The organism is Humibacter albus DSM 18994 (genome assembly GCF_000421825.1).
In the GTDB taxonomy this organism is placed as follows: Bacteria; Actinomycetota; Actinomycetes; order Actinomycetales; family Microbacteriaceae; genus Humibacter; species Humibacter albus.
The window spans coordinates 115,839-138,240 of sequence record NZ_ATXT01000013.1 but is presented as its reverse complement, the minus strand read 5'-3'; the positions used below and the strand labels follow the sequence as shown (position 1 = coordinate 138,240).

Annotated in this window: 21 protein-coding genes and 1 tRNA gene; 8 read left to right on the top strand and 14 right to left on the bottom strand. The window is 67.0% G+C overall.

Annotation, left to right across the window (positions count from 1 at the left end):
• The gene (locus tag H623_RS0105375; protein WP_022899922.1) at positions 1-618 is read right to left on the bottom strand and encodes an NAD(P)-dependent oxidoreductase; all 618 of its coding nucleotides are present in this window, start codon (positions 616-618) and stop codon (positions 1-3) included.
• A 130-nt stretch (positions 619-748) separates the two neighbouring features.
• Between H623_RS0105375 and H623_RS17970 the strand changes: the two genes are divergently transcribed.
• On the top strand, positions 749-1,423 hold the full coding sequence (locus H623_RS17970; RefSeq protein WP_084485655.1) for a TetR/AcrR family transcriptional regulator: 675 nt from the start codon (positions 749-751) through the stop codon (positions 1,421-1,423).
• A 75-nt stretch (positions 1,424-1,498) separates the two neighbouring features.
• Here the strand turns inward: H623_RS17970 and H623_RS0105365 are convergent, their stop codons facing one another.
• The gene (locus H623_RS0105365; protein ID WP_022899921.1) at positions 1,499-2,473 is read right to left on the bottom strand and encodes an SDR family NAD(P)-dependent oxidoreductase; all 975 of its coding nucleotides are present in this window, start codon (positions 2,471-2,473) and stop codon (positions 1,499-1,501) included.
• 64 nt (positions 2,474-2,537) lie between these two features.
• On the opposite strand from H623_RS0105365, the gene H623_RS0105360 reads away from it, so the two are divergent.
• Positions 2,538-3,113: a TetR/AcrR family transcriptional regulator gene (locus tag H623_RS0105360; protein ID WP_022899920.1), complete on the top strand. Its 576-nt coding sequence runs from the start codon at positions 2,538-2,540 to the stop codon at positions 3,111-3,113.
• Positions 3,114-3,229: 116 nt separating this feature from the next.
• Here the strand turns inward: H623_RS0105360 and H623_RS0105355 are convergent, their stop codons facing one another.
• From H623_RS0105355 to H623_RS0105335, 5 genes are all read right to left on the bottom strand, one after another.
• Positions 3,230-4,105 (bottom strand): glycoside hydrolase family 113 protein, encoded by an 876-nt coding sequence (locus H623_RS0105355; RefSeq protein ID WP_022899919.1) that lies wholly within the window; start codon positions 4,103-4,105, stop codon positions 3,230-3,232.
• Between the two features lie 250 nt (positions 4,106-4,355).
• Complete coding sequence (locus H623_RS0105350) at positions 4,356-5,327, bottom strand: quinone oxidoreductase family protein (RefSeq protein WP_026939948.1); 972 nt, start codon at positions 5,325-5,327, stop codon at positions 4,356-4,358.
• Between the two features lie 127 nt (positions 5,328-5,454).
• The gene (locus H623_RS0105345; protein WP_022899918.1) at positions 5,455-6,459 is read right to left on the bottom strand and encodes an amidohydrolase family protein; all 1,005 of its coding nucleotides are present in this window, start codon (positions 6,457-6,459) and stop codon (positions 5,455-5,457) included.
• A gap of 29 nt (positions 6,460-6,488) precedes the next feature.
• Positions 6,489-7,241, bottom strand: a complete 753-nt coding sequence (locus tag H623_RS0105340) for an SDR family NAD(P)-dependent oxidoreductase (protein WP_022899917.1) — start codon at positions 7,239-7,241, stop codon at positions 6,489-6,491.
• The gene (locus H623_RS0105335) at positions 7,238-7,555 is read right to left on the bottom strand and encodes a hypothetical protein (protein ID WP_022899916.1); all 318 of its coding nucleotides are present in this window, start codon (positions 7,553-7,555) and stop codon (positions 7,238-7,240) included. The genes H623_RS0105340 and H623_RS0105335 overlap by 4 nt, the downstream gene beginning before the upstream one ends.
• 70 nt (positions 7,556-7,625) lie before the next feature.
• Here H623_RS0105335 and H623_RS0105330 point away from each other — a divergent pair, with 70 nt between their 5' ends.
• From H623_RS0105330 to H623_RS0105320, 3 genes are all read left to right on the top strand, one after another.
• Complete coding sequence (locus tag H623_RS0105330; protein ID WP_022899915.1) at positions 7,626-8,465, top strand: LysR family transcriptional regulator; 840 nt, start codon at positions 7,626-7,628, stop codon at positions 8,463-8,465.
• A 6-nt stretch (positions 8,466-8,471) separates the two neighbouring features.
• Positions 8,472-9,545: a Gfo/Idh/MocA family oxidoreductase gene (locus H623_RS0105325; RefSeq protein ID WP_026939947.1), complete on the top strand. Its 1,074-nt coding sequence runs from the start codon at positions 8,472-8,474 to the stop codon at positions 9,543-9,545.
• A 236-nt stretch (positions 9,546-9,781) separates the two neighbouring features.
• Positions 9,782-11,092, top strand: a complete 1,311-nt coding sequence (locus tag H623_RS0105320) for an MFS transporter (RefSeq protein WP_022899913.1) — start codon at positions 9,782-9,784, stop codon at positions 11,090-11,092.
• 256 nt (positions 11,093-11,348) lie between these two features.
• Here the strand turns inward: H623_RS0105320 and H623_RS0105315 are convergent, their stop codons facing one another.
• A complete protein-coding gene (locus tag H623_RS0105315) occupies positions 11,349-11,918 on the bottom strand; it encodes a TetR/AcrR family transcriptional regulator (RefSeq protein ID WP_022899912.1) in 570 nt (189 codons plus the stop codon).
• A gap of 117 nt (positions 11,919-12,035) precedes the next feature.
• Between H623_RS0105315 and H623_RS0105310 the strand changes: the two genes are divergently transcribed.
• On the top strand, positions 12,036-13,454 hold the full coding sequence (locus tag H623_RS0105310) for an MFS transporter (RefSeq protein WP_211217971.1): 1,419 nt from the start codon (positions 12,036-12,038) through the stop codon (positions 13,452-13,454).
• A 214-nt stretch (positions 13,455-13,668) separates the two neighbouring features.
• Here H623_RS0105310 and H623_RS0105305 read toward each other — a convergent pair.
• From H623_RS0105305 to serS, 4 genes are all read right to left on the bottom strand, one after another.
• Positions 13,669-13,753 (bottom strand) — tRNA-Ser (locus H623_RS0105305).
• Positions 13,754-13,858: 105 nt separating this feature from the next.
• Positions 13,859-14,812: a hypothetical protein gene (locus H623_RS20890; protein ID WP_022899910.1), complete on the bottom strand. Its 954-nt coding sequence runs from the start codon at positions 14,810-14,812 to the stop codon at positions 13,859-13,861.
• 156 nt (positions 14,813-14,968) lie between these two features.
• Positions 14,969-15,802, bottom strand: coding sequence for an HAD family hydrolase (locus tag H623_RS0105295; protein ID WP_245558900.1), 834 nt, complete (start codon positions 15,800-15,802; stop codon positions 14,969-14,971).
• On the bottom strand, positions 15,799-17,067 hold the full coding sequence (serS, locus tag H623_RS0105290) for a serine--tRNA ligase (protein ID WP_022899908.1): 1,269 nt from the start codon (positions 17,065-17,067) through the stop codon (positions 15,799-15,801). Before serS ends, H623_RS0105295 begins: the two co-directional genes overlap by 4 nt.
• 465 nt (positions 17,068-17,532) lie before the next feature.
• Here serS and H623_RS0105285 point away from each other — a divergent pair, with 465 nt between their 5' ends.
• Positions 17,533-18,687 carry a diacylglycerol/lipid kinase family protein gene (locus tag H623_RS0105285; RefSeq protein ID WP_022899907.1) on the top strand — a complete coding sequence of 385 codons (1,155 nt, stop codon included), beginning with the start codon at positions 17,533-17,535 and terminating at the stop codon, positions 18,685-18,687.
• Between the two features lie 7 nt (positions 18,688-18,694).
• Here the strand turns inward: H623_RS0105285 and H623_RS0105280 are convergent, their stop codons facing one another.
• Together H623_RS0105280 and pheA are read right to left on the bottom strand one after the other, a co-directional pair.
• Complete coding sequence (locus H623_RS0105280) at positions 18,695-19,114, bottom strand: GNAT family N-acetyltransferase (protein WP_022899906.1); 420 nt, start codon at positions 19,112-19,114, stop codon at positions 18,695-18,697.
• 232 nt (positions 19,115-19,346) lie between these two features.
• Positions 19,347-20,321, bottom strand: coding sequence for a prephenate dehydratase (gene pheA / locus H623_RS0105275; RefSeq protein WP_022899905.1), 975 nt, complete (start codon positions 20,319-20,321; stop codon positions 19,347-19,349).
• Positions 20,322-20,551: 230 nt separating this feature from the next.
• Between pheA and pgm the strand changes: the two genes are divergently transcribed.
• On the top strand, positions 20,552-22,171 hold the full coding sequence (gene pgm, locus H623_RS0105270) for a phosphoglucomutase (alpha-D-glucose-1,6-bisphosphate-dependent) (RefSeq protein WP_022899904.1): 1,620 nt from the start codon (positions 20,552-20,554) through the stop codon (positions 22,169-22,171).
• Positions 22,172-22,402: the final 231 nt, after the last annotated feature.

The following is a 22,402-nucleotide window of genomic DNA, read 5'->3' as shown; positions in this document are numbered from 1 at the left end:
TCAGCGAGCCACCATAGGGACGAGAATCTCGCCGGGACGTGCGGGACGGTCGGCCTCGTCGAGCATGAGAGCAGCAAGAGTCGCACGCGAGACATGCGGTGGCAGCACCGGCTTTCGGAACGAACCGAGCGGAACGTTGCTGCGCGCGGCTCGGACCCCGCCGACCCTGAGGTCCGGCGCGTGGAACACCGTTGCACCAGCGCGGAGTGCGATCTCGTCGGCACGCGCCTTCTCGACCAGCTCCGCGCCGACGAACAGCTTCATGATGAGCTGGTACATCCCGCCGCCGGCGCCGGACGACACCCCGGACCCGAGAGCTCCGAGCCAGAGCACGCGGACGTTCTGCCGCGTGAGCGCCTCGGCACCAGCGACGAGGGCTCCCGGCCCGTCGCCCTTGCTGATACCGAGTGCTGAGACGACCACATCGACGTCCCGCAGGCCGGGGAACGAATCGGGACGACTCACGTCTGCCCGACGAATCTCGACCCGGTCATCCGCCGTCTGCCTGTAGGCGTCAGGGTCTCGAACGAGAGCGATGACCGAGTGGCCGCGAACGAGAGCCTGATCGACGATGAGACGACCGACCTTGCCGGTTGCTCCGAGGACTGCGATGCGCATGGACTGCCTTTCACTGAACAGGTGTTGGGCATTTATGTGAACACTTGTTGGCGACTCTTGTCAAGTCGGATAGATCTCGCGTCCGATACGGCTGGCCACTAAAGTGAACGACTGTTGGCAGGAGAGAGTCATGACGGAGAGCACAACGAGCAGCCCTCAGCGGCGGCGCAATCCTCGTGGACAGGGAACAGTGCTTCGCGACCAACTCGTCGAGGCGGCCGCTCGGCTTCTCGCGACCATGGACCGGCCGGAGACCCTTACACTGCGCAGGCTGGCTCGCGAGGTCGGCGTCGCTCCCGCGAGCATCTACAGCCATTTTCCCGATCTGGACTCACTGGTTACGCACGTGCTGCAGCTGCGTTTCGCCGAACTCGCCAGTGCGATGCGCCGGGCCGCTGAGGACGCACCGGATGCACTCCACGACCTCGTGGCACGATGCGGCGCGTATGTTCGGTGGGGCGTCCAACATCCCGGTGAGTACCGGACGATCGTCGGCGGCGGCATGCCGGCGGCAGTCGCCCCGTTGTCGATGACCGGCGTCGGCGAGGAACTCCTGGGCACCGTGTCGAATTCACTCGCCGCTGTCGCTCCGGCCGGCCCCGCACGCGAATGGTTCGCTGCCATCATGCTGTGGACGGCACTGCACGGCGTCGTCAGTCTCTATAACGAACATGGCGCGATCCGCTGGCCGCCACTGGACGACCTCATCATCGATGTTCTTCGCCTTCATACAGGACGCAGCGCGGCCGAGCTCGGCGCCGCACTCGAGCCGATCGACCCCCCAAGGGACCGAGGATCGATCTGAGGCCGAATCGAGCGTCTTCTCGACCGACGCCGCACTTCGGTCGCACCCCGCTTCGGGACCGCCGAACGCGTTCCGTCAGTCGAAGACCAGCCGGCGTGACACCTTCCAGAGTCGCTCGGCGGCTTCCGGGTCCAGGGCCCATTCTTTGACGCCGTGCGGATGATCCGCGAGGGTGGCGTCATCGGGAACCATGTACGCCTCTTGCGCGTCATCCAGATAGTGGCCACCGGTGTGAGCGAACTCCGGTCGTACCGCGGCGACAATGGTCGTGGCCGCGCCTTGCTCGACGGTCTTGTATGCGAACACCCCCGCCGCCTCCGCCGCGTCGAGCGAGGCTTTCTGCCGCGGGCTGAAGTTGCGCTGCAGCCCCGTGGCCACGCCCCCGGGATTGACCGTGTTCGCCACGATTCCATCCGATGCCCAGCGGCGGGTCGCCTCGACGGAGAGCAGGGAATTCGCGGTCTTCGCCTGCGCGTACGCGATCTGCGGGTCATACCTCCGCCGCTCGAACTGGAGATCCTCGAAGTCGATCCCCGCGCGCATGTGCGCGGTCGAGCTGAGCGACACGATGCGCGCGCCGCCGCGCTCCGAAGCACCGGCCGCAAGCGCCCTACGGAGGCCGGTCGCGAGGGCGAAGTGACCGAGATGGTTCGTCGCGAACTGCAGTTCCAGTCCGTCTCGATTCCGTTCGAGTCCACGGGTGATCACTCCGGCATTGTTGACGAGCAGATGCAGTGTTCCCTCCCACTCATCGACGAATCGAGCCACCGACGATCGGTCTGCGAGATCGAGGAGCGCCACCCGCGGCGGAGCCTGGGCTCCGGCCCGCGTCAGCTCGTCCACCGCAGCGAGTCCGGCGGATTCGTTCCGCACCGCCATCGTCACCTCGGCGCCCGAAAGCGCGAGAGCACGAGCGGTCTCCTTGCCCAGGCCCGAGGATGCGCCGGTGACGACGACACGCACGCCGCGGAGATCGACACCGCGAAGGACATCGTCGGTGGTGTCCGCAGCCGTGAAGGGTGTGGTGATCAGGCTCCGCAGAGTAGTCATGACGACAACTATACGTACTTGTCTTGCTATGTACAGTTCATCTAGACCTCGATAGACTGACCGCATGGCTGGACGACCGCGGCGGGATGAGAGCGAGTACAGCCGACGTGACGCGGTTCTCGAATCGGCGATGGAGACGTTCTCCCGAATCGGATACCGGAAGACGTCGATGGAGGATGTCGCGCGAGCCGCTCACATTTCGCGTCCCGGCCTCTACTTCCTCTTCGATTCCAAGCCCGTGCTCTTCCGCGAAGCCGTCTCGCGGGCACTCGATCGCGACCTGGCGTGCATCGCGCTGATCCTCGCGGACGAGGATCAGCCTCCGAACGCCCGGTTGGTCGCAGCCTTCGATCGGTGGGCCGGCTCCTATATCGGACCGCTCACACACGGCGAGGCTGACGGCGGCTTCGATCCGGCTCTGCTCGGCTCACTGCTGGACACCGCGCCGAGGCGATTCGAAGAGCTGGTCACAGCGGCGGTAGAGGCAGCGCATCCCGGTGACGCTGTCGAACGTACACGGACGCTCATCAGCGCTTCCATCGGCATCAAATATCAGACGAATACGCGAGAGCGCTATAACGAGCGGCTCGCCGTTGCGGTGGATCTCCTCGTCGGAGGCGGCTCCGTCGAGCACTCCTGACCGTCCGGTCGACGATATCCCCCGGCACTCGAGCCTGGAACGCGCATCCCGGTGACACAGCGCGATCATCAATAGGAGGAGAACAACGCCTTCTGCGCGATGGCCGACGTCGGGCGTCAGCCTGCGGCCCGAGCTCCGTACGCCGTCGCGATCGCGTGGAAGACCTTCTTCGGGCTGAGCGTTCCATCCTCCAGAACGGCTTGCGCTCCGTAGGAGGCGACGTCGAGGTCACGCTCCTCCTCCTGCGGTCGGTGTGGTAGCTCCCATCCGGCGTAGGTGAACCAGAACGCGGAGTCGAGCTCTTCCTGCTCGAATGCTTCGAGCACTTCAGTGAAGTACTGCGCCTGCTCCTCTTCGTCACGCACGGTTCCGCGACGAACGCGGGAATGGTCGCCGGACTCGTCCAGCACCAGCCAGCCTTCACCTCCGGCTGCCGCTGCGCCCCGGTACGTGCAGCAGCCGAACTCAGTCGCCGCTATGGGCTTGCCATGGACTCGAAGCGATCGCAGCTCTTCGCGGAAGTGTGACGCGTTCTCCGCCGTGCGATACGCGTCGACGCCGATGATGTCGAACGGAGCCCAGTCGATGAACTCCCAGGGACCTGATGCGTAAGAGATCCGACCGGCGAACTCGGCACGTACAGCTGCAACGGTCGCGCCGAGGGATGCGTTGAGGTTGCCCAGGAGCGCACCGAACGTGGCAGGGTCACCGCTGTCGGCCAGGTTCTTCAGCGTCTCCAGCCGGCTCGACAAGTCGTCGCCGGCAAGGAAGCCTCGATTGAACAGGCTGACCTCGCAACCGGCGACGAACACCACTTCGGCATCCTTCGTCGCCTTCCGCAGTTGCTCTGCTCGCCTCGCGCTGTCGACGAGGTGATCGTGCAGCGCATCGGGCTCCAGTTCGCACGGAAAGGGCGAGTACCAGACATCCAGACCCGCTTCCGACGCCGCGCGCGCTGCAAGGTTCACGCGATCGGGGATGCTTCCGGTCACCCGGATCGCGTCGCAATGCAGTTCGTTCTTGATGATCGCGATGTCCCTGCGTGCGTCGGCCTCCTCGAAGGCAAGGCGGGACAGCTCGCCCGAGGGGTCGAAGCCAGTGTCGTAGGTGATGCCATGACGTCGGATGGTGTGCCTCCTGTGGTGTGTTGGTTTGCTGCGCGCCGATGGGCCGGGCTGCGTCGGTGGCGGATATCGATGGTGCCGCTTAAGGCGTGGGTACGAGTGCCGCGCGGTCTACGGTCTACGGCGCGAGAACGACGCGCCCGGCCACTGATCGCGACTCCAGCCGACGATGCGCCTCAGCCGCTTCTGCGAGAGGCAGAACCTCGACCGGCAGGCGCGCATCCTCGTTCGACAGGACATCGAGCGCTCGGGCGGCGAGGCCCGGGATGCGTTCCGGCTCGGCAGCCAGAAGACCTGCGATGTTCAAGCCGACCACACCCGCGTTGCCGATCCAGAGGTCATTGGTGCCGATGAGCAACTGTTCGGCGCCGGAAGCGTTGCCGACGACTACCATGCGACCGAGCGGTCGAAGAAGACTAAGGGCTCGCTCCCTGATAGGGCCGCCTACCGGATCGATGATGACCTGGAACCGGGCATTGCTGCCGGCCACCTGATCGGCGGTGAGCACCTCGTCGAACCCACGTGCTTGAGCAGCAGGAACGCTGGTGGCACTGCCGACGACGCCGATCACCGAGCCCGCGCCGAGCGACTGCGCAACCATCGGAAAGGCGCCGCCGAGCCCACCGCTGGCACCGAGGACGAGCGCATCGTCACCAGGCTGCATCCGCGCGGCATCCTCGAGCACCGCAATCGCGGTGACGACGTTGGGCACGTTCGCTACTGCGATGTCGGAGGGCACCGTAGCGCCCGGGATTCCATCCAGTGGGATGACCAGGCTGGCGGGCACCTTCGCGACCTGCGCGTAGCCACCCGTGCCGGGGTTGCTCAGCGTGACGACGCGTTGCCCCGGCGTGAGACCAGTGACGCTGTCTCCGAGTTCACGCACGCGGCCCGCCACCTCGATGCCGGGCACGAACGGTGCAGTGAGAAGACCGTTCAGGCCGTCTCGGCGAAAGAGCACATCAATGCGCCCGACGGCCGCCGCCTCGACATCGATGGTCACCTCCCCGTGAGCCGGCCGCGGCGTCTCAACCTCCGTCAAGCTCAAGACGTCCGGACCACCGAACTCGGTGACGACGATTGCACGCATGCTGGGTTCATCCTTTCGAGGTCCCGTCGAGTCTGCCAGGGACGGGGCGCCAACTCTGAAGGCAACGTGGGCGAGACCGCGAGCCCTGTCACTGACGTCACCGGTTCATGACCGCCCGCGGCGACGATCAGCGCAGGTTGAAGACACGTTCCGCGGTGCCATGACTGACCTTGACGCGTTGGGCATCCGTCAGAGGCGCCGTGCGGAGAAAGCCGATGGCGCGGGCGGAATCTTCGTAGGGCGCGTCGATGGCGAACATGATGTTGTCCTCGCCGACCGCATCCAAAGCGAGGTCGAGCACCGCCGGATCGCCCATCCCACTGGTGGTGATCGCGAAATTGCGGCGAAAGTATTCACTCGGCGTCAATTCCAGCCTCGGCATCTCGCCCGCTGCCCCCGGGACGCGAGTAGCGAACGCGTGCCGGTTGTCGACGCGCTTCAGCCAATACGGGATCCCTTCACCTAGATGCCCGAGGACGATCGTCAGTCCCGGATGCCGATCGAACACTCCGCTGAAGATGAGCCGCATGGCGTGCAACCCGGCTTCGGCCTGATATCCCCAGATCGCCCCTTGGAGTCCGTGGGCATCGTAGGGCCCGAGCACACCGGGGAACCTCGGGTGCAGATAGATCGGAGCCACGTGCGCCTCGGCGGCGGCGAGGATGGGCTCGAACTGCGGCTCATCGAGGTAGTGGCCTCGAGTGTGCGAGTTGATCATGACCCCGTTCAATCCGAGTGGCCCCATGAGCCGTTCGAGTTCCTCCGCGGCCGCGGCGGGAGCTTGCGTCGGGAGAGTTCCGAGCGCACCGAATCGGGTCGGATTCCGACCGACGATCTCGGCGAGCTCGTCGTTCACGCTCTTGGCGAGGTGTGCGGCGTCCGCTGCGGTGTAGGGCTGAACGCCGGGCGGGTTGATGCTGAGCACCGCCATCGTCTGACCAATGGCATCCATCGAAGCAAGCCGGCCCTCGATGTCTGTCAGTGCTGTACGCAACGGATCTCGACCTTCCACCGTGCGGGTGAGGCCGACCTCAATACGCTCCTCGATGACCGCTTCGAGCCGATGCGCGCTCGTGAGATACGTTTCGGTCGCAACGTGTTCCTCGACGGCGATGATCCGGGACGTGGTCATTGTTCTCCCTTGCGTGGATTCGACGGTGTTCATGCCTGACGCCCGCCATCTACGGATACCGTCGTGCCGGTGATGTACGAGGCATCGGCCGAGCAAAGCCAGATCGCCACGGCGGCGACCTCCTCGGGTGTCGCCAAGCGCCCGAGCGGCGTGATCGCCTCCTGTCGAGCGGCCATGTCAGTGTCGCCTGCGACGCGGTCGAACATGGCAGTACGGGTGATCGCCGGCGCCACCGCATTCACACGGATGCCGCGCCGTGCGTAGTCGACGGCCGCAACCTTGGTCAGCCCGACTACGCCGTGCTTGCTGGCGACGTAGGCCGGCGCCTGCGGGATTGCTCGGAGGCCGCCGTTGGACGCGATGTTGACGATCGCGCCTCCGCCTGCTCGAAGCAGTTCGGGGATCTCGTGCTTAAGCGAGAGGAACGTGCCGGTGAGGTTGACCCGTAGCACGTGCTCCCACGATTGGGCCGACATCTCGGCCAGGTCTTCCCCCGTGGACGGTATTCCTGCGTTGTTGACGGCGACGTCTAGACGCTCGAAGGCTTTCGCCACTGCCGCCACCGCTATCGCTACTGACTGCTCGTCTGCGACGTCCACGTGAACACCGATGGCGTTGCCGCCGGATTCTCTGATGGCGGCGGCGGTCTGCTCGGCCGCAGCCTGATCGAGATCCAGAACGGCAACGTCCGCATCGAGACGGGCAAGACCGCACGCGATGGCGCGGCCGATCCCGCGCCCGGCGCCCGTGACCAGAGCTGCCTTTCCGGCGAAGCCGCTCATGCCATCGCCTCGTGGTTGACCCAGGCCACCTCGTAGGGGTGGAGAGCCTGCCATTTATGGATCACCTCACCGGCTCGTGGGGCGGCGAAAAGTGCCGCGAGGTCCGCTTCATCGTTGACACCGAGCTGCAACACAACTGTGGCGATGAAGGCCGGAATCGCGTCTTCGCCGGCGATCGGGATGTGCCGCTGGGCCTGGAACGTGCGGACGACGCCGGTGTCCGTCATCGCCTCTCCGATATCGGAGATGTATCGATCGAGATCCTCGTCCGCGATCGGATCCGCGAACGAGACGAGCATTGTGTGATTGATCATGAACCCATCCCACTGCTGAGACGATGCGTTCGTCCAATACAGGTCGCGCCACGATCGATATCCTGAGGGAATGGAAGCGTTGGAGGTCCGAGAATTGCGCTACTTCGTGGCGGTCGCCGAACAGTTGCATTTCGGTCGCGCGGCGGCCCTGCTTCGCATCGCACAGCCGGCACTGTCCAAAACGATCCAGCGCGTAGAAGAACGCCTTGGAGTGGATCTGTTCGTTCGCACGAGCCGCAGCGTGGCGCTCACCACGGCGGGTGAAATGCTCCTCGAACACGGCCGGCATGCCTTGAATGCCATGGATGCGGCGGTTCGCAAGGCCCGCCAGGGGAGCGAATACGACAGCCTCCGGCTCGTAATCAAGCCCGGCGGCGACGCGGGACTCCTGTCAGGAATCCTGGCCGCCTATGCCGAGCAGCCGCAAGCCAGGCGGGTCGAAGTCGTATTCTCGGGAGGAACCGACCGGAGCCGGATGCTCCGAGATGGGCAGGCGGACATCGGGCTCCTCTATGCCCCGTTCGACGACCTCACCGGGCTCGCCACGAGAACGCTGCACGTCGAGGACCGCGTCGCGATCCTTCCGGAGAGCCATCGACTGGCAGGACGCGCCCATTTGCACCTGGGCGATCTCTCCGATGAGACACTCCCGCGTTGGGTCGGCGTTCCGGCCGCTCACGCTGCAGGGCCCGAGATCACGGACGTCGCCCAATTGATCCCTCTGGTGCGAATCGGCCGCGTGGTGGCGGTCCTCCCCCGCTCGCTCGTGGCGCCGGCCCCGCCCGGGATCGCCTGCGTTCCAATCGAGGATGCGGGCCCCAGCCGCATCGTCCTGGCCTGGAAGGCACATGACCACCGGAACACTGTCGCCGCATTCATTGCTGCAGCATCAAGCTGCACAGGACAATGACTGATGATGACGACTCCCATTCGCTTTGCCGTGATCGGTACCGGATACCGTGCTCGGCTGTTCTTCGCCGTCGCCGCGGCACTTGATGACGTCTTCGAGGTCTCGGCCGTGTTGCCGCACCACCCGCTGAACGAACGAGATCGACGATCGATCGCGGTGCCCGTGGTGCGAGATCTCGACGAGTTGCTGGCATCCGGGCCCTCCTTCGTGTTGACAGCGGTCGGTCACGACGCCACGCCGCAGCTGCTTCGCGAGCTGGTGGACCGCGACACCCGGGTGCTCGCCGAGACGCCGCCCGCGCCGGATGCCGGCTCGTTGCGAGCGCTGTGGAACGACGTCGGATCGTCCCGGCTCGTGCAGGTGGCGGAGCAGTACCCACGGCATCCGATGACCGCCGCGCGGGCGAGCGCGGTCGGTGCCGGCCTGATCGGAACCCCGACATCCGCTCTGGTGTCGATGACCCAGACGTACCACGCCGTGGCGATCATCCGTACCCTCCTCGGCATGGGACGGGTGGGCGCCGTAGTCGACGCTCGAACGCACACCGCACCACTCGTGTCGCCGTTCAGCCGGGCAGGATGGACGGGGGACGGCCAGGAGCATCCCACCCGAACGACGGTGGCGACGATCGACTTCGGGGATGCCATCGGTCGCTACGACTTCACCGACGGGCAGACCCGAAACCCGCTCCGCGCCAGCCAGGTCGTCGTGCGCGGCAGTCGTGGCGAGATCGTGGACGACTCGCTCACCCGGCTCGTCGACGACACGACGGTCGTCACCTCGGCGTTCGAGCGACGTCAGCTCGGACTGCACCGTGACTTCGAGATCCCGACACTCGATCAGATCTCCTACGAGGGCTCCGTGCTGTACCGCAATCCGTATCCGCTGGCGCGGCTCTCCGACGAGGAGCTGGCGATGGCCGAGCTGCTGCGTGACACGGGTCGATGGGCGGTCGGAGACGGGCCGGAACCCTACCCGCTCGCCGAGGCCGCACACGACCAGCTGCTCGGTCTCGCCATCACGCGTGCCGCCACGACAGGTGAGACCGTGCGAGTGGGTCGGGAGGCGTGGTCGGAGTAGGACGCGTTGCCTCGCGCGTCGTCGACATGTCTTCGCTCGTCATATCTTCGCTCGTCAGCACGGCCGCGTACTCCGACTTGTGCGGCTTCGCAACCGCTTCAGGCCGACTGCTCGCGGTGCTTGCGTAAGCCGAGTCGGAGTGCTGCGCCCGGGCATCCACTCGCCGCGCGACCGCCACACGGACCGGTGTGGATCTGGAAACGACTGGCACTCCACGTCAGGAGGTGGATTGAGCCGTGACATCGAACCGAGGCTCCAGCGCGCTGACCGGAGAGGCGGCATCCTTCACCACCTCGCAGCGGTGGCGGCGGTTGATACCGGTCATCTTCGTCACCTACAGCTTCGCCTACCTCGATCGGGGCAACTATTCGATCGGAGCGGCGGGCGGCCTCCAGCACGACCTGCAGATGACCAGCTTCCAGGCTGGTCTGCTGGGCGGACTGTTCTTTCTCGGATACTTCTTCTTTCAGGTTCCGGCGGCAGCTTTCGCCGAGAAGCGCAGCGCGAAACGGTTGCTCTTCTGGTCGCTCATCCTCTGGGGACTGTTCGCCGCGGCTCAGGGCGTCGTGCCCACCTACGGTCTGCTGCTGATCGTTCGGTTCTTGCTCGGCGTCGTCGAGGCGACGGTCATCCCCTCCTTGCTGGTGTTCGTGATGCACTGGTTCAGCGACGCGGAGCGTGGCCGAGCCAACTCGTTCATGATCCTCGGACACCCCGTCACCCTGTTATGGATGTCTGTGCTCTCGGGTTACATCATCCAGCTGACCAACTGGCGTTGGATGTTCATCATCGAAGGTCTGCCTGCGATCGTCTGGGCCTTCGTCTTTCGTTTCCTCGTCGATGACCGGCCATCCGACGCCCGATGGCTGGGGACGCGCGAAAGCGACCTCTTGCAACAACGCCTCGACGGCGAGCGGCAAGGCGACACGCCGGCAGGGCAATTCGCCGCGCTCAAGGCTCCCCGAGTCATCCTTTTGGCGGTGCAGTACGGCCTGTGGAGCGTCGGTGTCTACGGGGTCGTGTTCTGGTTGCCGTCGATCATCAAGTCGCTGTCCGGCTCCGCCATCGGGATCACCGGCGTGCTCACCGCGATTCCGTATGCCTTCGCCACCGTGCTGATGATCGTCGCGTCGTGGATCTCCGACCGCACGCACCAGCGACGATGGCTCGTGCTCGGATGCCTTCTGGCCGGAGCCGTCGTGTTCTACTTCTCGTTCCGAGTAGGGCTCGGGAACTTTCTTCCGGCGTTCATACTCTTGATCGTCGCCACCGGGCTCCTTTATGCGCCGTACGGCCCCTACTTCGCGCTCATCCCCGAAGTCGTGCCGCGGAACATCGCCGGCACCGGCATGGGTGCGATCAACGCCATCGGGGGCCTCGGAGGCTTCGTCGGACCCGTCATCGTCGGATGGCTCGGCGGCGGCACGAAGTCGGACGCCGCATTCCTCTTTCTGGGAGCGTGTCTCGCGGTCTCGGGGTTGCTGCTGTTGTTCGTGCGACCGCGTGGCAAGGCGAGCCGTGTCGAATCGAGTGAAGGGGCGGGATGAGCCGCGAGGGCGGCTAGTAGAGGCATGGACCACCGCGAAGCTGCCCCACGGGGAGACCGCCTGCTCGACCGAGGCCATTCGATCCTCCTGCGCATGATTCACCCCAAGGCGTCCAGACTGCGACAGGGCCTGGGTACATCCGGATTCCGACGCTTCGAGGCGGGCTGCACCCGCTGGAGCGCGGCCAGCGACAGAGAGCGGGTCAAGGTCCACTGAGTCGCAGCAGTTGCCGATCTGCGAGTGGATCGGTGCGCGGTCAGTCGCTGGGGGCTATGCCGATTGTGCGCAGGAAGCGCGGAGCGTGCTGGGCGACGAGCGCCGGTGCGCGACCACGTGCACTGAGAGCGACGTAGACGATCGGCCCCACGAGTAGCGCGAGGGTGGCCTCATCGAGTTCGGGTACTACGTCCTCCAGCGCGCGGCGCGCGCTGTCGCCGATCACGTCGGTCTCGGCCAGGAGCGTGGCGACCGCCTTGTCGTGCTGCGCCTCGCCCAGCAGTGCGCGATACGCCGCTCCGGCGGCGGAGCAGGTGAGGAAACGCGCGAGCGCCTCGAGGTAGGACCGAACGTCCGTCGCCGCAACGCCGGTCTTCGCGATTGCGAGTTCTTGAGCTGCGTCCGCCGCGCTGGCCTCGAACAGGATCTCGGCTTTGGTCGCCCACCAACGGTACACGGTCATGCGCGAGACCCCGGCGCGCTCTGCGATGTTCTTCATCGTCATCTCGCCGTAACCGATCTCCAGTAGGAGGTCGTCAACCGCGTGCAGGACGGCAAGGCGCGCTTGCTCGCTTCTCGGACGCCCTGCCGGGACTCGTTCTTCCACCATGCGTCCAGCATAACTGGACACTAAGTATCGTAATCTTCTATATTTCGATACATGATGACTCGAAATATGGAAATGGCGGCGCCTAGCCTCCAACGCGAGCGACTGGTGTTGGCATGCATGTGCGCCTGCACCGCCCTAGTGGTCGGGTTCGTGGCGGCGATCAACCTCGCCGTTCCAAAGCTCGCGGCGAGCGCACTGCGCCCGAGTTCGGCCGACTTGCTGTGGATCGTCGACGCCTACGTGATCGTTTTCGCCTGCCTGGTCATTCCATGCGGAGCTGTGGGAGATCGACTCGGTCGAAAGGGCGCCCTCCTTGCCGGTGTGGGCATGCTCGCCGGTGGGGCCGCCATCTCCGCGCTTGCACCCGGCGTGACCATCATGCTTGGCGGGCGGGCTCTGTCAGGGCTCGGTGCCGCGCTCGTGCTGCCCAACTGCGTCGCCGTTCTCATCCACGCCACTGCGCCGCAGCGTCGCACGGCCGCCCTTGCCACGTGGGCGGCGGCCTCCGGAATCGGTGGCGTCCTGGGCAACGTCGGCGGCGGAGCGCTCCTCGCCGTCGGCAGCTGGCAACTCCTTTTCTGGGCCGTCGCGGGGCTCGCCGTCGTCTGCGCCACATGGGCGCTCTTCGCGGTTCCCCGGATGGCCAGGCACCAACGCTCCCTCGATCTTGGGGGTGCCGTCGTGTTCGTCGGGATGATCGTGGCACTTCTCGCCGGGATCATCGAGGGCCCGGAGCAGGGATGGGACAGCCCGATCGTCATCGGCACGTTCGCGCTGAGCGTGATCCTTGGCACTATCTGGGCGGTTGTCGAGCTGCGGTCGCGCGAGCCGATGCTCGACCCGCGGCTCTTTCTCGATCTGACGCTCTCGAGCGCGAGCCTCGGCATGCTCGTCGCCTTCTTCGGCAACTTCGGCCTCTTTTACGTCAACGCGTCGCTGCTGCAGTATGGTCGTGGCTTCTCGGTGCTCGGGGCGGGACTGGGCATCCTGCCGCTGACGCTCCCGTTGGTATTCGGGACGCGCTATGTCCCTGGTCTCGTGAAGCGGTTCGGGATGCCGGCCACGCTCTCGGTGGCGTTCCTCGCGACCGCGATCGGGCTGTTCGGGCTGTCTCTTTCTAGCGGCGCGCCCTACGCTGTCTACGCCATCTTCCTGGTGGTGGTTGGAATTGGGATCATGCTTGCCGGCCCCTGTCTGACAGCCGAGATCGCACAAGCGCTGCCACCCGAGCGCGCGGGAATCGCGGGGGGACTGCAGTCGGCCACCCGCGAGTTGGGCAGCGCACTCGGCGTCGCCGTGATCGGCACCGTTCTGGCTGCGGGGTTTGCCGACCGGCTCCCTGCTCTGGGCGCGACAGGTCCGGCGCCGCACACCGTCGCTCAGGCCCTGGCCATGGCTCCAGCGCGACACGATGAGATCGTGCGCGCCTTCGTCACCAGCGCCGACACCGCGCTCCAAGTCGCCAGCGCAATCACGCTCCTCGCCGGGATCGTAGTCGTCGTCGGCGCCGCACACGCGACGCGGGGCCGCCGTTGATAGCTGACCAACGTGCGTATCGCAGACGATCCCTGCAAGCACCTCAACGTAGGGTGAGGCGCCCTGGCTGAACCGGCTGCTCCGGTTCAGCGTCTCAGGCTTCTCTTATGGCGAGGCGATATCCCAGATGGGCCCGCGATCTCCGGGACCCCGATCGTCAGGGTCAGGGTCAGGGTTCGTCGAGTGCCTCGAGGAGGATCCGAGCAAACTCAAGCGGAGGGCGTGGGATTCGAACCCACGAGACATTTCTGCCCACTGGTTTTCAAGACCAGCTCCATCGGCCGCTCGGACAGCCCTCCAGCGGCCGATTCTACCGGGAGCCGCGCACCAACTTGAATGCTCTGACGGAACGGGTCCGAAGCACGGTGTGCAGACATCCGCTCGCCGCATCCGCCAAAGGCGAGCTACCAGTCCTCGGCCGGTGCCGCGACGACCGGCACGTCGACGCCGTGCCAGATCGCCCCGTAGTTGTAGTGGCCGCCGGCCCAGGGCGAGTTGATGATCGCCTGCACGCTGACCGACACGGCCGCGTTCGAATCGAACGCCGCCGCGATGCCGGAGAAGATGTCGCGCCGCAGCTGCACGGCGACGTAGTGCGCCGCGGTCGTCAGGCTGTCGTAGCTGCCGAACCCGGAGCCACCGCCCGAACCGAGACCGTTGTTCAGTGGGTTGTTGCGGAGCCACCAGCTGCTCGGGTCGTTCTCGGAGTCCATCCATTGCAGCATCACGGTGAGGTTGTTCGCCGTCACCGGGAAACCGCCGTCTTGGAGCACGAGCGCGGCCCAGTCGGCGTTGGTGGTGCCGCCGACCGTGATGGCCGACGATCCGTCAGGGCGTGTGAACCCCGCCGAATCGAACTTCTGCGTCTCGACCTTTCCTTCGCTGACCGAGGCGGAGACGTGCAATGACTGCGTGTGCAACGACGCGGTCTGCGCGATCAACTGGTTCGAGTAGATCACTGCGGTCGGCGTCGTCGCGGCGTTGGCGGGCATCGCGACCATCGCGCTTCCCGCGAGGAACACCGAGGCCGCGGCCGCGATCGTGATGCGCCCGGGGCTACGCCACCGCTTGACGTGCCTCCGCTTCGGACGAACGGATGCCGATGCCGCCGTTCCCGCGAGCGGCGCAGCCGCCGAGGCCGCCGCCCGCGGGGACTCTGTGCGCCCGGGCAGCGGTGTCGCCGATGCCTGTGATGAGTCGCCCGCCATATCGGCGTATTGCGAGGATCGCTCGGCGCCCTGAGACCGGGCCCACGCACCCGGCGAGGCGGCCGCCGCACCGTGCTTGCCTCGCGCCGAGGCGCGCTGCTGCGCGGCCTCCGCCTCGCGGGCGGCGCGTCGGGTGGGATAGTCGGTCATGTGTTCAGGGGCGCGGCATCCGTCGATCACCGCAGGGGTTGGGGGCGCGGCCCGGGTTCGGGCCTCTGGAGACGTGGATCTGGATGCCAGACCTCAGCACGAGCATCCAAGCATCGAGGGTAACAAATCGGTTACGAGGCATCCAGAGGAGCCGGCCTATACCGCCCGGCGGCCGGCCACCTCGTTCAGCACGTCCGCCAGTCCGTCGTCGGTGACGGTCCCCGTGACCTCGCCCGCGGCATCCTTCACGGCATCCGGTGCCTGGCCCATGGCGACGGCGCGGCCGCCGCCGGAACGCGCCAGCTCGAACATCTCCACGTCGTTGCGTCCGTCGCCGACGGCGAGCAGATTCTGCGTCGGAAGGCCGAGCCACGACCGCACCCGCTCCAGCGCCGACCCCTTCGACACGCCTTGCGGCGAGATGTCGAGCCAGGCGGCCCAACCGACCGAGTACGTGACCTGGTGCAGACCCATGCTCTCGACGATCTCGAGGAACTCCTGGGTGTCGTGCGACGGCGAGATCACCACCACTCGGCTGGCGGGAACCAGCCCCAGCTCCTCGAACGACACGGGATCGTCGTCGCCGAGACGCCACCCGGAGTCGTCCATGCCCTCGGTGTAGTGCCTGCTGCCGTCGGCGTCCTCCACCATGAAGCTGCCCTGGGGCAGGAACGGACGCACCTTCTCCAACACGGGCCGCGCATCGAACGTCTCCACGAACGCGCGCGTGTACTCGCCCTTCTTGCGCTGCATGATGACGGCGCCGTTCGAGCACACGACGAACCGCGGCCGCATCCCGAACAGGGGCAGCAGGTCGGCGGCGGTCTCCCAACTGCGACCGGTGGCCAGCGTGACCTCGTGACCGGCCTCGATGACGCGTGCGACGGCATCCTTGACCGCGTCGCCGATCGTCTCGTCCTCGCGCATCAGCGTGCCGTCGACGTCGAGGGCGATCAGCAGACGATCGGATGCCGCCACTCGGCGACTCACTTGACGACCGGCTGCAGCACCTCGAGTCCGCCGAGGTAGGGCCGGAGCACCTCGGGGACGGTCACGGATCCGTCGGCGCGCTGGTGGGTCTCGAGCAGCGCGACGAGCCAGCGCGTGGTGGCCAGCGTGCCGTTCAGCGTGGCGACCGGCGTGGTCTTGCCGTTCTCGGTGCGGTAGCGCGTCTGCAGGCGGCGGGCCTGGAACGTGGTGCAGTTCGAGGTGGAGGTGAGCTCGCGATAGCGGCCCTGGGTCGGCACCCAGGCCTCCACGTCGTACTTGCGCGCGGCGCTGGACCCGAGGTCGCCGGCAGCGGTGTCGATCACGCGGTACGCCAGGCCGAGCGACTGCAGCATCTGCTCCTGCAACGCGAGGAGGCGCAGGTGCTCGGTCTCGGCATCCTCGGGGCGTGTGTAGACGAACATCTCGAGCTTGTTGAACTGGTGCACCCTGATGATGCCGCGCGTGTCCTTGCCACCGCTGCCGGCCTCGCGCCGGAAGCAGGTGGACCAGCCGGCGTAGCGCAGTGGGCCGGGCTCGAGGTCGAGGATCTCATCGGAGTGGTACCCGGCGAGCGCTACCTCGCTGGTGCCGGTGAGGTAGAGGTCGTCGGTGCCGAGGTGGTAGATCTCGTCGGCGTGGGCGCCGAGGAATCCGGTGCCCTGCATGATCTCGGGCTTTACCAGCGTGGGCGTGATGAGCGGCGTGAAGCCGTTCTCGAGCGCCACGGCGAGCGCGTAGTTCATCAGCCCGATCTCGAGCCGGGCGCCGACGCCCTTCAGAAAGTAGAAGCGGGCACCGCTCACCTTGGCGCCGCGGGCCATGTCGATGGCGTCGAGCCTCTCTCCGAGCTCGAGGTGATCGAGCGGCTCGAAGTCGAAGCTCGGAATCCGGCCCACCTCGCGCAGCGTGACGAAGTCGTCCTCCCCGCCGGCAGGGACGCCCTCGATGATGACATTGCCGATGCTGCGCACAGCCGTCTCGAACCGCTCTTCGGCAGCGGATGCCTGCGCCTGCGCCTGCTTGACCTTCGCCGCAAGCTGCTGCACCTGCGCGACGAGCTCCTTCTTCTCCTCCTGGGGAGCGGATGCCACGCGCTTGCCGAAGGCGTTCTGCTCGGCGCGCAGGGACTCGAACTCGGTGATCGCCGCACGACGCTCGGAGTCCGCGTTCAGCGCGTCGTCGACGAGATCGGGAGAGTCCCCGCGAGCCTCCTGCGAACGCCTGATGAGGTCGGGGTTTTCGCGCAGAAGGACGGGATCGATCACCGCTCAAGTCTATGGGCGATTGAGGGGTGGTCTGCGGGAGCTCGCTCGCGCAGACCACGCCGATTGAGCACCTGAGCGGCAATGCCGCGATATGGGCGATTGAGGGGTGGTCTGCGGGAGCCCGCTCGCGCAGACCACGACCTTCCGTCACTATTTCAGGCCATGTCAGACCAGATCGATATATACGACGCCTGATTCGCCTCAGCCTGATTTAGTTGCGCGAACCACGCTGCGCGGACCCCTGCTGCGCGGATCCCCGCTGCGGCGAACCTTGTTGCGGCGAACTCCGCTGCGCGGAGCCGCGCCGCGAACCCCGGTCTCGCGTCCCGGGCCGGCGGTTTCCGTTGTTCCTGGTACTTCAGTTCGAATTCCTGGCACTTCAGTTCGAAACGGGAAGGTGTGCTCTTCTGCCGTTGCGGCGGGCGCCCCTCCCGCTTCCCGGGCGACGGTCGGTAGCGTGGGCCCGTGACCGATTCGATCGAGCCGGCAGGCGACGCACCACGTCGCTTGGTCGCCGTCGTCTACAACCCCCTCAAGGCGGAATCGCGCGAGTTGCGTGTGGCGGTGGAGGCGGCAGTCGCAGCTGTCAATGCGTCGACGAGCGGCTCCGCCGGAGCGCCTACCGCCGTGGTCGAGGACGCCGGGAGCGCCACGGCCCAAGCCGGTCTCGCCGGATCCCCCATCGCCGAGTCGCTGACCGCCGAGTCGCTCACCACGGAGCCGCTCACCGCCGAGGCCGCCCCCTGGGACTCCCCCCTCTGGCTGGAGACCACGGTCGACGACGCCGGCCACGGCCTCGCCCGCCGGGCCGTCGAAGACGGCGCCGATCTCGTGCTGGCGGCCGGCGGTGACGGGACGATCCGCGCAGTGGCAGCCGGGCTGCGCGGCAGCGGAGTTCCGCTCGGCATCATCCCGCTCGGCACGGGCAACCTGCTCGCGCGCAATCTCGGGCTCCCACTGACGGACCTGCCGGCATCCGTTCGTACCGCCTTCTCGGGTGTCGACAAGCAGATCGATGTGGGAGTGGCGGAGCTCACCCGCGAGAACGGGGCATCCAGCGAGCACGTGTTCCTCGTGATGGCGGGCCTCGGCATCGATGCTGCCATGATCGCGAACACCAGCCCGCAGCTGAAGAAGCGCGTCGGGTGGCTCGCCTACATCGACGGTGGGCTGCGCTCGATCGGCACGAAGAAGCTGCACATCCACTACACGTTGCCGGGGCATCCGCCGCACTCGGCGCATGTGAGCACGATCCTCGCCGGCAACTGCGGCGTGCTGCCCGGAAACATGGAACTCATGCCGGATGCCTCGCTCGACGACGGCGAGCTCGACATCGCGCTGCTGCAGCCGCGCACGGTGTTCGGCTGGCTGCTCATCTGGCGCAAGGTCACCTGGGAGAACCGCGTGCTGCGGCGCAGCGCGTTCGGGCGGCGGATCATCCGGTACACGAATTCCGATAAGGCGACCACGCTGACCTACCTGCGCGGGCCCTCCGTGCGGGTCGAGCTCGACCACGTCGAACAGGTCGAGCTCGACGGCGACGGCTTCGGGGAGGTCGCTGCCGCGCACTTCTGGGCGGATGCCGGCGCCCTCGTCGTGCGCGTGCCGCACCCCGCGTAGGCGCGGGTCAGGCCCCCGCGCGGGCCATCAACTTGGAGGGGTCGTCGAGCGGTCCGAACCCGAACCTGGCGTACAGGCCGTGGGCGTCACCGGTGGCGAGCAGGATGCGTTTGAGCCCGAACGGCTCGAGATCGGCGACCACACCGTCGATCAACCCGACGCCGAGCCCCTTGCCGCGCTCCGCCGGATCGACGAACACGTCGCACAGCCAGGCGAAGGTGGCGCCGTCGGTCACAACCCTGGCGTACGCGACCTGGGCCCCCGTCTCCGCGTCGAACACGCCATAGTTGCGCGAGCCGTCGATCGCCGTCTCCTGCGTCGCACGCGGACGGCCCGTCGCCCAGTACGACTCCGTGCTCAGCCAGCGGTGCACGAGCTCACGGTCGATGTCGGCGGTGCGGGACGAGAAGCGGAAGCGCGCATCCATTGCTCCAGGGTATGGGGTGCGCCGGCCGTGCAGTCCACCACCGGCCCGCTTCCGGTTCGGGCGGAAGCCGGCTCAGGGCTCCGACTCCGACGGCGCCCGCCCGGCCACTCCGACATCAACGGAACCGTCCGTTCACGCGCCGGCGGGTTTCTCGGGGTCGGCTGCGCCCGAGCAACACTGGTGCAGACGACAGCGCCAACCCGCGCGCCAACGCGCTCAGTTCCGGGCGGCCCTACGCCTCCGGTTCGCCGCCGATCAGGCCGCGCAGCCAGTCGCGCGCCTCGATGAACACGTCGTCGGCGTAGCGGGCGTCGAAGTCCACCGGCACGCGGTCGGCACGGGGATACGAGCCCAGAAACAGGATGTTCGGGCTGAACCTGAACAAGCCGAGCAGGGCATCCGCCACGCGTTCGTCGTGCACGTGCCCATCCGCATCGATGATGAATCGGTACCGCCCGAACTCGTCGCCGATCGGCCGGGACTCGATGAGGCTCAGGTTCACGCCGCGGGTTGAGAACTGCTCCAGCATCTCGACGAGCGTGCCTGCCCGCTCCGCGGGCAGCTCGATGATGAGGCTCGTCTTGTCGGCACCCGTGGGCGCCGGGATGCTCCGAGTGCGGCTCACGAGCGCGAACCGCGTGACCGCATTCGGGTTGTCGATGATGTTCTCTGCCAGCACCGTCAGGTCGTAGTGGCCGACGATCGTGGGCGGAGCGATGGCGGCGTCGGCCGGGCTGAGCGGGCGACCGGAGGCATCCGTCTGCAGCAGATCAGTGGCCGCGGTGACGTTGCTCGAGGCCGGCACGTAGTCGTGCGAAGGCAGCTGCGCGCCGAGCCATGCCGTGCACTGCGCATACGCGACCGGATGCCCCGTCACCGTCTTCACATCGGCCAGCGTCGTTCCCGGCCTCGCCACCAGCACGAAGCCCACCGGCACCAGGTACTCGCCCACGATGCGCAGCCCGGGCATAATCGCGAGCGCGTCCTGCGTGGCTGAGACGCCGCCCTCGATCGAGTTCTCAATGGCGATCATGGCGGCGACGCTGCGGCCGCTCACGACGTCGTCGAGCGCTTCACCGACGTTGTTGACGGGCCGCCACGTCTTGCCCCGTGCCTGCGGCACCTGCGCGAGCGCGGCCTCGGTGAACGTGCCGGACGGCCCCAGAAAGCTGTAGGTCTCTTCGGTCTGGGTGCTGGCATCCGACATGCCGAAATCCTAGTGGCGGCCGACGCCCGCCCACGCGCGAGTTACCGCCTCCGCCTGGGAAGCGCTTCTGCTCGTCACACATACCCATTCGGCCGAGACATACCGCCACGAAGGCTGTCTCGGCCGATTCGGTATGTCTCGACGGCGAAGGCGCGGCCCGAGCCGTGCGGCACACGACAAGGCGCGTCCCGGGGCAGACGCAGGGGCGCGCTGGTGCGAGACTGGAGCGCATGTCGGATCGCGCAGGCACGCCAGCCACCCCCGAAGACCTGATCGACGTGGAGGCCCTGGTGCGGGCCTACTACGACCTGCATCCGGAGCCTGACGTGCCGGAACAGCGCGTCGTCTTCGGCACCAGCGGCCACCGCGGGAGCGCGTTCGACGCCGCCTTCAACGACGACCACATCGCGGCGGTCACGCAGGCGATCGTCGAATACCGCCAGGGCCAGGGCACCACGGGCCCGCTGTTCATCGGCGCTGACACGCACGCGCTGAGCATGCCGGCTCAGACCACGGCGCTCGAGGTACTCGTCGCGAACGGCGTCGACGTGCTGATGGATGAGTACGACGACTTCACGCCGACGCCCGCCGTCAGCCACGCCATCATCAAGTACAACCGTGAGCATCCGGGCGGGCCGCAGGCCGACGGCATCGTCGTCACTCCGAGCCACAACCCGCCGCGCGACGGCGGCTTCAAGTACAACCCGCCGCACGGCGGTCCGGCCGACTCGGATGCCACGGGCTGGATCGCGAATCGCGCCAACGAGATCATCGGGAACGGGCTGCGCGACGTGAACCGAGCCGAGCCGAGCGGCGTCGGCACGTACGACTTCCGCGGCAACTACGTCGACGACCTACGCAACATCATCGACGTGGATGCCATCAAGCGCGCGGGCGTGCGCATCGGCGCGGATCCGCTGGGTGGCGCGAGCGCGCACTACTGGGCGCTGATCGGCGAGACGTACGGCCTCGACCTCACGGTGGTGAACCCGACGATCGATCCGCAGTGGGGCTTCATGACGCTCGACTGGGACGGCAAGATCCGTATGGATCCGTCGTCACCGTCGGCCATGGCATCCGTTCTGAAGCACAAGGACGACTTCGATGTGCTCACCGGCAACGACGCCGACTCCGACCGGCACGGCATCGTGACGCCCGATGGCGGCCTGATGAACCCGAACCACTACCTGGCCGTCGCCATCCAGTACCTCTACACGCACCGACCCCAGTGGCGGGAGGATGCCGCCGTCGGCAAGACCCTCGTCTCCTCGTCGATCATCGATCGCGTTGCGGAGTCACTGGGCCGCCGCCTGTGGGAGGTGCCGGTCGGATTCAAGTGGTTCGTGCCCGGCCTCGTCGACGGCTCCGTCGGCTTCGGCGGCGAGGAGAGCGCAGGAGCTTCGTTCCTCCGCCTCGACGGCACGGCATGGACGACCGACAAAGATGGCATCCTGCTCGCCCTGCTGGCCAGCGAGATCATCGCCGTCAGCGGCAAGAGCCCATCGCAGCTCTACGCCGAGCTCACCGAACAGTTCGGTGACCCGGTGTATCAGCGAGTGGATGCCGCGGCCTCCAAAGAGCAGAAGGCTCGCCTCGGCAAGCTCGACGGCGACTCCATCGAAGCCACGGAGCTCGCCGGCCAGCGCATCACCGCGAAGCTGTCGAAGGCGCCGGGCAACGACGCACCCATCGGCGGTGTCAAGGTCGTGACCGACAGCGCCTGGTTCGCGGCCCGCCCCAGCGGCACGGAGGACGTGTACAAGATCTACGCCGAGTCGTTCCTCGGCCCGGACCACCTGAAGCAGGTGCAGTCCGAGGCGAAGAAGATCGTCGACGCCGCCCTGCGCTAGTGCTCCCTGCTCCCTGCTCCCTGAGCGAGCGAAGCGAGTCGAAGGGCCGCTACAGTCCTGCTCCCTGCTCCCTGCTCCCTGCTCCCTGAGCGAGCGAAGCGAGTCGAAGGGCACGCCGCCCGGAAGCACCACCCCTGAGCGAGCGAAACGAGTCGAAGGGCCGCCGCCAACTCTCCGTCCACACGGTCCGGGTGACAACCACTCCACATTCGCCCAGGAACACCAGGAGGC